13 protein-coding genes are annotated in these 9,715 nt (G+C 60.9%); all 13 read right to left on the bottom strand.

Features of this window, described 5'->3' with window-relative positions; all coding sequences use genetic code 11:
• Positions 1-2 precede the first annotated feature (2 nt).
• Entirely contained in the window at positions 3-755 is a 753-nt protein-coding gene (locus tag RGM2987_RS25860; protein WP_245145698.1) for a phage minor tail protein L, read from the bottom strand.
• An 11-nt stretch (positions 756-766) separates the two neighbouring features.
• Positions 767-1,105 (bottom strand): phage tail protein, encoded by a 339-nt coding sequence (locus RGM2987_RS25855; RefSeq protein WP_245145697.1) that lies wholly within the window; start codon positions 1,103-1,105, stop codon positions 767-769.
• Complete coding sequence (locus RGM2987_RS25850; RefSeq protein WP_245145696.1) at positions 1,105-3,942, bottom strand: phage tail tape measure protein; 2,838 nt, start codon at positions 3,940-3,942, stop codon at positions 1,105-1,107. The genes RGM2987_RS25855 and RGM2987_RS25850 overlap by 1 nt, the downstream gene beginning before the upstream one ends.
• A gap of 22 nt (positions 3,943-3,964) precedes the next feature.
• Positions 3,965-4,228, bottom strand: a complete 264-nt coding sequence (locus RGM2987_RS25845; RefSeq protein ID WP_245145695.1) for a DUF1799 domain-containing protein — start codon at positions 4,226-4,228, stop codon at positions 3,965-3,967.
• Positions 4,229-4,275: 47 nt separating this feature from the next.
• On the bottom strand, positions 4,276-4,659 hold the full coding sequence (locus tag RGM2987_RS25840; RefSeq protein ID WP_245145694.1) for a phage tail assembly chaperone: 384 nt from the start codon (positions 4,657-4,659) through the stop codon (positions 4,276-4,278).
• Between the two features lie 9 nt (positions 4,660-4,668).
• On the bottom strand, positions 4,669-5,316 hold the full coding sequence (locus RGM2987_RS25835; protein ID WP_245145693.1) for a phage tail protein: 648 nt from the start codon (positions 5,314-5,316) through the stop codon (positions 4,669-4,671).
• Between the two features lie 69 nt (positions 5,317-5,385).
• Positions 5,386-5,808, bottom strand: coding sequence for a phage tail terminator-like protein (locus tag RGM2987_RS25830; RefSeq protein ID WP_245145692.1), 423 nt, complete (start codon positions 5,806-5,808; stop codon positions 5,386-5,388).
• Complete coding sequence (locus RGM2987_RS25825; RefSeq protein ID WP_245145691.1) at positions 5,808-6,377, bottom strand: hypothetical protein; 570 nt, start codon at positions 6,375-6,377, stop codon at positions 5,808-5,810. Before RGM2987_RS25825 ends, RGM2987_RS25830 begins: the two co-directional genes overlap by 1 nt.
• Positions 6,374-6,763 (bottom strand): hypothetical protein, encoded by a 390-nt coding sequence (locus RGM2987_RS25820; protein WP_245145690.1) that lies wholly within the window; start codon positions 6,761-6,763, stop codon positions 6,374-6,376. Before RGM2987_RS25820 ends, RGM2987_RS25825 begins: the two co-directional genes overlap by 4 nt.
• Positions 6,763-7,257 (bottom strand): DnaT-like ssDNA-binding protein, encoded by a 495-nt coding sequence (locus RGM2987_RS25815; protein ID WP_245145689.1) that lies wholly within the window; start codon positions 7,255-7,257, stop codon positions 6,763-6,765. Before RGM2987_RS25815 ends, RGM2987_RS25820 begins: the two co-directional genes overlap by 1 nt.
• Before the next feature lie 3 nt (positions 7,258-7,260).
• Positions 7,261-7,587, bottom strand: a complete 327-nt coding sequence (locus RGM2987_RS25810) for a hypothetical protein (protein WP_245145688.1) — start codon at positions 7,585-7,587, stop codon at positions 7,261-7,263.
• 46 nt (positions 7,588-7,633) lie between these two features.
• The gene (locus RGM2987_RS25805) at positions 7,634-8,806 is read right to left on the bottom strand and encodes a P22 coat - protein 5 family protein (protein ID WP_245145687.1); all 1,173 of its coding nucleotides are present in this window, start codon (positions 8,804-8,806) and stop codon (positions 7,634-7,636) included.
• A 13-nt stretch (positions 8,807-8,819) separates the two neighbouring features.
• Positions 8,820-9,590, bottom strand: a complete 771-nt coding sequence (locus RGM2987_RS25800; RefSeq protein ID WP_245145686.1) for a hypothetical protein — start codon at positions 9,588-9,590, stop codon at positions 8,820-8,822.
• Positions 9,591-9,715 lie beyond the last annotated feature (125 nt).

Raw genomic sequence — 9,715 nt, 5'->3', positions numbered from 1 at the left:
GGTCAGCTCCTTGAGATCAAATTCACAGCGGGAAATCCACCGAAACTGAGCTCTTCGTTCTCGCCGAAGCGCAACTTGCAGGACGACAGGCAGCCCTTGCACTGATCCAGCGCGGGGTCATCCGTGGGGTTGTCCTCGTCGTCGAACATGGCGGCGCCGGTGTAGTTACAGTCCGGGCCTCTGTATCCACCGGTCATAGCCCAGTGGCAGAAGGTCGTCATCTGCCGCCCGGGCAGCCCGTGATTGTCAATTTCGCCTGGGGATGACAGCTCCCAGATCACGGCTTCACCGTCCTCGCTGGTCTTCTGGTCGATGTACCAGATTTCAAGCGCTTCCTGGGTCGGATCGGCGGTTGGATTTCCATCGGGGAAGTTGGCCGCGTCCAGGTATTGCGCCAGAGTCTCGCGGACCGTCAGCTTGAACTTCAGCATGTCCTCGAAGGCCAGGCAAAGCGCGGTGACCCGCCCGTTGATATTGCCCGCAGCAAAAGTCGGCCGGGATGCAGAGCCGTCGCTGCTCGAGGAAATACCTTCGATTTGGACCGGCCACGCTGCGTACTCCTGGCCCTGCCAGATAATCGACTTGGCCGGCAGATCGTCTACGGAGCCCTCATAGGCGAGCAATTCCTCAGGCGTGTGCGGTATGGCGTGTCCGTGGAAGCGCAGGTAATCCGCGCCGTACTCGGTGCCGTCAATTTCGAACAGGCGAATCTCGCCGCCGGGCTCCAGTTTCTGGATGTCCGCGATCAATGCCATGGGCGGTTATCTCAAGGGTGAAAGGTTTGCTGGAAGGTGGCGGTGATGGCATAGACTTGGCCGCCACGGTGCGCAGGCTTGTAGCCGTTGCACTTGTAGAGACCTAGCTCGCCAAGGGGCGGCTCCCAGAGGAAACCCTTCGCCCCTTTGTGCCGGTCAAGGAATGCCATAATGTCCTTGATTTGCCCCTTCATACCCGTAAAGGTGACCGGCCAGGATTGCGACCGGTTGTTGAGGCCATCCTCGACCGACTGCTCGTATCCGTCGCCGAACTGCTTGGAGCGAACGCGCTGGGTGATTTCGCCCTCCACGCCCTTCTCCGTCGCCCAGGTGAAACGCTCGATAGCCATCACCGCCCCTTGATTGCATTGTTGATCACGCCGCCTTGGCGCATGTCCTTGGTGCGCAGCTCCTGATATTTCTGCTCTACGAACGTCGCCAGTTCCTTGCCAAACAAGTCGTAGCCAGGCGCATCCGCCGTGGACGACGCATTTCCGTCACCATCGATGTGAACCTCGACATTGATTTGGGTCGCGCCTGCGGCACCGCCACCCATGGCCATGACGCCCAGCTTGCCGCCAGCCGTCCGGGTCAGCGGCATGATTGCCTCCTCCCCAGCCTCGCCCATGACACCAATCCCGCCGCGAGCCATGCCGAACGCGGTCGGCTTGCTGACGATGGAATTGGTGAAGGCGCCACCATTGGCGAACATCTGCACGCCGCCCGACCAAGCGCCGCCCTTGGCCTGAATGCTGCCTGGGGTAAAGCTTGACAGGTCGCCTGAGTACCCAGCCTGGGTAGACCCAGCCGACGACGCGCCGCCGAGATACGAGCCAGCGGCAGATGCAGCAAGCCCGAACAGAGCTTCCATTGCCGAGGAGGCCGCCGCCCGAGTAGCGATGCGCGCCATGTCCGCCAGGATCGACTTGGCGAAGTCGGCGAACGACAGCTTCCCGGTCATGGCGAAGTTGACGATGGCGTCTTCCATGGAGCTGAAGGCATTGGTGAACAGGCTCTTTGTCTGCCCTGCCACGTCCCGCGCCGACTCCAGGTAGTTCTGCCATGCCGACGATGCGCCAGCGGCCCAGCTACCCTGGGCTTCCGTCATATCGTCAAAATTGAGCGTGACGGTGTCGCGCAGATCCTTCTGGCTCTTCGCGATGGCCTGGAGCTTGGCGTTGTATTCGTCGAGGCTCATGCCCCGGGAACCGTCGCCATACTGGTTTGCCAGGTCGATGCGCTGGGCATTTGCTTTGTCGTCAATTCCGTTGAGCTGGCTCTGTAAGTTCCTTTGGCGGTCACCCATGCCCAGGCTCGCCGCTTCCCGCTGCCCTTGCTGGCGCAGGGTTACGACTTGCTGCTGGAGCGCGCTGGTGTAGGTCTGGATGGCGAGCGTTTGCTTCTTGAGGCGCCCTTCCTCGTTGGTGGCGAGCACTTCCAGCTGACTGTCGGCATCCTTTTGCGCCTTGATCATGTTGGTGCGCGCGTCGGCGATCTTCTGGTCCAGCTCGATGCGCTGCTGACCAGTAGTGCCGGTTTTTTCCTTGACCGCTTCGAGCGCTGCAATCTCCGCCTGGTAGGCGCCTGTCACCTCTTCCCGCTCAGCCCGAATCAGCGCAGTGCGCTGGTCGATGTAGCCCTGCTGAGTGATGAGCCCTGCCTTCTGTTGAGCCTCCAGCTCTTTCTCGGAATTCGAGTAGGTGGCCTGCAAGTCCTTGATGGCGTTCTGCGCGTCGTTGTAGCCCGACAGGTTGAGCTGGTTTGCCTTCCCAGCCGGGTCCTTGTTCTTGTCATTGATGTTCTGGATGTTCTTGGCGACGACGTCGGCCTGCACCAGCGGGCTGTTTGGGTCTGCCTTGCGTAGCGCCTCAACGTCCCGCTTGTACTCCTTGATCAGCTTGTTCCGCTTTTCCTCATTGGTGAGGTTGGAGTCGCTGATGGCCTTCAGCTTGCCTGCCGCTTCGATCCCTTCGCGCTGAATGTCGTTGTAGTTCTTCTGGGCTTTGCCAATGTTCTGCTGGGTTTGGAGCTGGTTTGTGAGAGCTTCAATGGTGCTCTTCAGCAGCTCTCGCTCCTGCGTAACGGCGCTGCTTCTGGAAACGATACTGTTTCCGCCAGTTTTCAGCTCAAGATCAGCCAACTTCGCCCTGGCTTCGGCAAGCTGCTCGCCCATGCTCTGCGCGCGCCCGACATCAAGGGTCGCATCAAGCGCGCCGGCGGCAGCAGACTTGACCTTTTTCCAGGCGGTCTCGATCAGCCCCAAATTGGCGGTTACATCCGTCGCACGGGTCTTGATGGTGTCGGCATAGGTATCGGTCAGCAGCTTGGCCGCGCCGATAGTGTCGCCCTGCTCCTTCAGTGCAACGATCTGCGAATAGACCGAAGCCGTCAGGAAGTTGTACTGGTCGTTGAGTTCTTTTGCGGCGGCAACCGGGTCTTTCGCAATTTTGGCAAACTCGGCGATCGTTTCATCAATCGCCTTGCCGGTGGCTTTTTCCATCTCCAGCGCTTCGGTCGCGATTTTACCGAAACTTTCACTTGCGATCCTGCCATTTCCGGCCAGCTTCGCCAGCACTTCCGCTGCCGCACCGGTCGTCCCAATGGTGGCGGACACTTGCTGAGCCAGATAGGAAAGCTGATCACCACTGGTGCCGGCGGCATTCCCGGTGAGGATCAGAGCCTTGCTGTACGCGGGGGCCTCTTCGCTTCCCTTGAAATAGGCCAGGCCCAGCGCCGCAGCCGCTGCTGCCGCCAAGGTGAACGGATTGACCAGGCCGGCGACATAGCCGCCCAGTGCCCGCGCCGCCGGAGCGATGCCGCCAAACATATCCTTGAGTTGCCCGCCCTGTTGCAGCAGGACCGTCAGTGGTGCCTGGCCGCCCTGAAGGCTGGTCACGATGTCAGTGACCTGGGCCGGGACGCCGCGCAGCGCGTTTGCCGTCTGCTTCGCGGATATGCCGGTGTTTTCGGTCTGCTTAGCGAGTTTTGCGGTAGCCACCTCGGCGGCTCTCGTCTCAGCCGCCAGGACCTTGATGGAAGCGCCAGCCTTCTTGCTTTCGGTGGTCAGGCTTTCCGTGGCCTTCTCGGCCTTCGCACCGGCCTGCGCCAGGCTATCCAGCTCCGTGGACGCCTTGGCTACGTCACCGGTTTCTACCTTGATCCCAAGGCTGGCGATGTCTTGTGTCATACCATTCTCCTGACAATGTTCTTCACTTCGCCTCAGCCATGACAGCGAGCGCTTCGGCCTCCATTACTTGAAGGTCAGGAAAGAGTTCGGGGATTTGCCGCTTCTTGATGCCGATGAGCACTGCCACTTCGCGGATGACGGAGTAGTCCAGCCCGGTCGCTCCAGCGGCACCGGTGCGCCATTGGGTGGACAGCGCGTTGAAGAGGCGGAAGACCGGCCAGTTGTCCGGCCAAATTTCCACATCGTCCTCTGCAATATCTGCCAGCGTCAGGCCAAGCTTCGCCATGTCTTCGGCTGTGGCGCTCGGCTCATAGAGGCTTCGCGCCGCGGCTATCAATTTCCCCGTCGAGCTACCACGTAGGCTTTCTGGTATGCATCCAGCAGCGCAGCAGGAGCGCCCTGGAAGCCGGAGACCAGTTCCAGCAGGCTTTCGTCATTGAATGCCTCCTCGAAATCCCAGCCGACCAGGATCTCCTTGAGCTGGGCGACTTCCAGCGCGATCTGAGCAGCAGTTGCCGCCTCCCAGGTTGCGCCGTCCTTCATGGCTTCCCGGGCTGCCGCATCGCGCACCGCGTTCCACTTGTCGTAGTAGGCGGACAGCTCCTTGCGGTTGCGGTACTTGAACTCGACTTCCGTCGAAATCGGGTCGAGCCCAACGCGAGGAATCTCGACCTGGGCCTTGAACGTGGCGTTTTGCGCGATCTTGAAGCTGGCCATGTGGTTTCCTTACGACGTGTAACGGGTTGGGTCGGCTTGCTGAGCCAGCGAAACCGTTTTGGTCATCACGTTGTTGCGAGAGATCACTGGTTGCTTCGAGAACGACGTGTAGACCCCGTAGTAAATCTTGTCGATGCCGGGAAGGTTGAGGCGCGCAGCCTGGACAGTTCGAGCCGCATCGGCAGCAGTTACGACGGGCACGTATGGCAGGGTCGGGTCATCGGCGACGGTGATGGTCATGCTGGCGGCAGATTTGTCGGTCGGGATCTGGAAGCCTTGCTGGGCCTCGAGGAATGCGACATCGGTGTAGTTCTGCTCGCCGCCGGCGGATGCGAAGTCGGTCACTTGCGGAATTTGCACCCAGGTCAGGACCTTCTTGAGGCTGCCCACACCGGAGCCGGCCGGGTAAACGGTGGTGTCCGTGGTGTCGATTGCTTCCAGGGTGATCGCGGTGGCAGTTGCCGCCTTCACGCGAACGACTCTGTTGTTCAGCGCCGTCCAGGTCGAGGTGCATAGCACGATGTCACCAGCCACCAGAGTCGCCCCGGAAACGGTGCAGATGGCTTCAGATGCGTTGGATGTTGCGGTGACAGGAAGTGCGGTGGCGTAGGTGGCGGCGTGCTCGAACGTCGCACCGTTTGGCAATTTTACGGCCATGGGGATTCCTCTATGCAGAAATGACAAAACCCGCTCAAGGGCGGGTTCTGGGTTTGCCCAATGGGCGGATTAGGTTGTGGTGTCGGCGCGGTAGGCGAACGTCAGTGGGAGTACCGTGGTGGTGTCGCCCTGTTGCGCCGGCGCCGTTGACATCGGCGACCGTGTGTAGACGGTGAACGACGCCTTGGCCATGGCCAGGTTGTTGGGGAACAGCGCGGCAAGCTCGTCAGCGATCAGGCTGGCGCCGCCGCGCCCCTCGCCGGCGTTGGTCACGACGCTGACCTGGTAGACGCCACGGTAAGCCGTGTGCTTGCCTTCAAGGTCGTCGCTGGTCGTGTTGGCCGGCAGTAGGAAGCTGCTCAGATAGGGCGATCCATCGGCGGGCGGCGTGAATGCCACATCCTCGTAAGCGATCGGCAGCGGAGGAACGCGAGAAGTCGCCCACGCCTTCAGGCGCCCGTCGAAGAGGCTCCTGATGATTCGGTCTGACATTATGGAAGCTCCGAGATGGCCTTTGTGATGAACATCTGCACCTCAAGGACGGAGATGCGGACCATACCGGCGGGCGCCTGGCTTGAGTGCCCGTACTCCAGCGGCTGCCCATACGGCAGATTATTCATCATCCATATGGTGCCGACCTGAGTGGTGAAGCCCTGGATAACGGTAGTGCCGTCGCCCTTTGAGTCCTGCCCGGTCGGGTCGATGCGCTCGAGCGTGCCAGTCTTCGCCGTATCGAATGACACTTGCCAGTTACCGCGAAACCGGCCTCCTACATACCCAGCGCCGGCGGACAGGTCCATGCCGTCCTTGATCAGGCGCCCGGGCTTCATGCGGCCGTTCTTGGACAAGTTCGCAGGGTCACTGCGAAGCTCAGCATTGAGCCTGGCGACTTCGTTGTTGTACTGAACTGATACCGAGTTGGCCGCCCATAGCTCTGGGTTGCCGACCGGCGAGCGGTCCACGACGGCACTCAGCAGGTCGATGGCGACTTTCTTGATGACGGTCTCGGCATTGGCCTCGGCCTTCTCGGCGAATGCCTTCAGATCCAATGCAAAACTCATTTTCGGGCCTGCACACTGAAGCCGACGCTGAGGCCGGCGTAATCCCAGGGTTCGACGTTCTGTACCGTGTAGGTTTCGCCGTCGAAGAGGATCTTGTCGAGGGTGATAGGGAGCGGCATGTCCGCACCGGTCAACTGAACCGGGGAAACAAGGATCTTGACGTCGCCCTGCTTGATTCGAGCGCCGTCGATGTCGCTGTTCTTGTAGTTCTCACGGAAGCCAGAGCCCTGGAACAGGTCGGTGGTGACCGGGCTTGTTCCTGTCTCGGGGTCATACTCACCCTTTGTGACTCGGGTCAGCGTCAACTCCAGGCCCTTCCCGCCGGCTGAGCGAGGCGCCAACATCCGCGCCGCACTCGCCTTCGCCCGATCGTAGATGTCTGCCATCAGCTTCTACTCAGTGAGATCTGACTGGATGACTGCAGAAGCCCAGAGAACTGCGCATATGACTGCCGAACAGCGGCGGCCTTGCTGATGATGGGGCTTGCAGTCGAGTACTCGGTTTCGAGTGGGCCGACCTTCTCCCGGGCAATCGCGCCAAGGCGTTGTTCCGGCGGGGAAAGGTCATCCGCGTAAATTTCCGTGGCCAGGGCCATTTGCCCTGCCTTGACCTGTGCCGGGATGGCGTCGGACGGCAGCAGCCACTTATTCAGGCAGACCTCATACCGTGGCCAGGACAGTGCCTGGGCCGAGCTGACGGTGCGCCCCTTCCATGGCTTGGCGTTCATTTCGAGCGCGGCCCGGCGCAGCAGCGCTTCCTGCGCTGGTGTATCGGCTGGGATGACCCTGCCGAAGTTCTCCGCGTACGTGACCAGCTCGGCAGCCGTGGCGAAGCTCTCGGCACCTGGAACGATCGAGCCTGTTTCGATGACGAGAGCCATGACTTACTCCTCGGCGGGCAACAGCGCTTGCAAGGTGGCAAGATCAGCATCTTGGGCAAACTCGATACCCTTCTCAGTCAGCTTTGCCTTGATCGCGACAACTGCTTCGTGTGCGTCCAGTAGCTCCTGAAGAGAATCTCGAGATGCGTTGCTCCTGAAGCCGATGCCCAGCGCGGTCAGCTTGTCCTTGAGCTGTGCGGCGGTCAGCTTGTCGCTGCCAGACGAGTCAGCGCTGAACAGCCGATGGAATTCAGGGTTGAAGTCGAAATCATCGATCTCAACGAAATCACCCTGCCCTTCACCCCATGGTTCAACTTGAATAAGTGGCATGTCACTCTCCATTTAAGGCCCGGAGCCGAAGCCCCGAGCCGTTCGGTTAACCCAGCAGGATGCCCGAGTGACGAGGAGCGATCATTTTCACGCCCCAGGCCAGGTTGATCTCGTAGCGAACTTGGCGCTTCTGCTTGTAGATCGCGAACTCGTAAGTCAGGCCCGACACAGGGTCAGTGACCAGCATCACGTCGTCAGCAGCATCGCCGCCGTCTGGCATCGCAGGTGCGCGAGTGGCCAGCTGAATCGCCGAGCGGTGGAAGAACATGTTGCGGGTGCCAGCCGCAACGACGGTGATCGCCTTGGCGGCAGCGCTCATGGCAACACGCAGGCCGGGCTCGGCGATGGTGATGGAGCCGCCGTTGGAGGTGTCAGCATCACCCGAGACGACCACGTATTTGTTGGTGTCGCCCGCGAAGGTGATGATGTCGCCCGCCAGGATGGTGCCGGTGCCAGCCGCAGCCAGGGTGATGACAGTTGCGCCAACAGCATAGCCGGCGGCGTTGGTGGTGGCTGCGGCACCGGTGCCGACCGCGACGCCTTCCTTCACCTGGGCCGAGTTGTGCAGCAGCATGCCCTGGTACTCGCCCAGCGCACCTTGACGCAGCAGAGCCTCAGACTGAGCGCCGCCGGTGTTGGTTTGGAACAGGGTGGACATCTTGCCGCGGATGTTCGCCACAGCGGCGCCACCGAGAACCATGTGCATGTCGCTTTGCGGGGCGCCGTTGTCGTCCAGGATCTTGCGAGCCAGCGAGAAATCGGTGAGATCACCAGCGGTACCAAACGGCGTGGTGCCGGCGGTACCGTAGGCGCGCGAGGTGTTGACGTGCAGGGCAGCGAGGTCAGCTTCGACTTCGTTGGTCAGGGTGCGGATGGCCTGGGCGATACGCTGGGCATTGATGTCGCCCAAGGTGCCAGCATTACGCAGGCCCAGGGTTTCCTCGCCAGTGATACCGAAGGGCACCGACCGCGCCTTGCTGATGGTCATCTGCACGTTGCCGATGGTCTGGTTCGGGGTATCAGCAGCGTAAGCCGCCGGAACCAGGTCTTCGGCGGCCATCGCACCAACTACCGGCGATACAACTGCCTGACCTACAGCTGCACGCTCTGCAGTGGAGTCGCGGGACACGGCCGGGATGAAACCGACCAGCTCGCGGGATACAACGTCCATCGCTTCCTGAATGGAAGGGATGAGGTTGGTAAGGGTCAAAGTGCCCATGCGGTACTACCTCTTAATCGACAATCTTGATGTTCGCCTTGATCGCCGCTCGCTGATCGAGGGGGCTCAAGGCTTCGTATTGGGTTCGTTTCATGGTTTTGGCGCCCATGCTCACGTTGCTTTGTTGCGAGCCACCGCCATTGGCAGAGGCCGGGAACCAGTGAGGCGCCTTTTCTTTCATGTCGCTGAACCACTCCTTGAGCGTCAGCGGTTTGCCGTCTTTGCCGAATGCGTCTTCCACGGCGACTGGGTTTCCCTCGTCGTCGAGCTTGAAGGTCGCACTGGCGCGGAGCAGCGCGTCATCGATTGCGTATTGGTGCAGGCCGGCAGCGGTAGCCTCGGCGCGAATGCCGTTTTCCAGCACTCGGCGGCTGAACTTGTCGGCCCGAGCCTCGGCAGCTTCGCGAGCGGTGCGCTCTTTCGCGGTTTCCTGTTCGAAGCCCGCCTTCATGCGCGTGGTGCGCTTGTCCAGTACTTCGTCCAGTTTCCCGGCAGCGATCAGGCCAGCCTCTTCGTCATTGGCGAACTTCGACAAGATCCCACGGACAGCCTCGGGGTCGATGCCTTCGAAGGTCTTGAGTTGATCGCCAGCGCTTTTCAGCTTGCCCAGCAGTTCGGAGTTCTTGGTTTTCAGGCCGCCAACTGCCTCACCCACGCGAGCGTCGATGAGTGCCTGGATTTCTGGGGTGATTTCGGTCGATTGACCGCCACCACCGCCACCGTTGCCACCTTCACTGCCACCCTCTTCCGCCATCAGCGGATACCACTTGCCGAAAATAAACATCTGCTAACCCCTTGGGTCTGTTGGCCGCCTGGCGGCAAATAAAAAGCCCCGTCATCGACGAGGCTTGTGTGAATCGCGGGCATAAAAAACCCCGGCGGATGCCAGGGCTGTTTGAATTCGTTTTG

The organism is Pseudomonas sp. RGM2987 (genome assembly GCF_022952855.1).
In the GTDB taxonomy this organism is placed as follows: Bacteria; Pseudomonadota; Gammaproteobacteria; order Pseudomonadales; family Pseudomonadaceae; genus Aquipseudomonas.
This window is presented reverse-complemented; position numbering and strand designations above follow the sequence as displayed.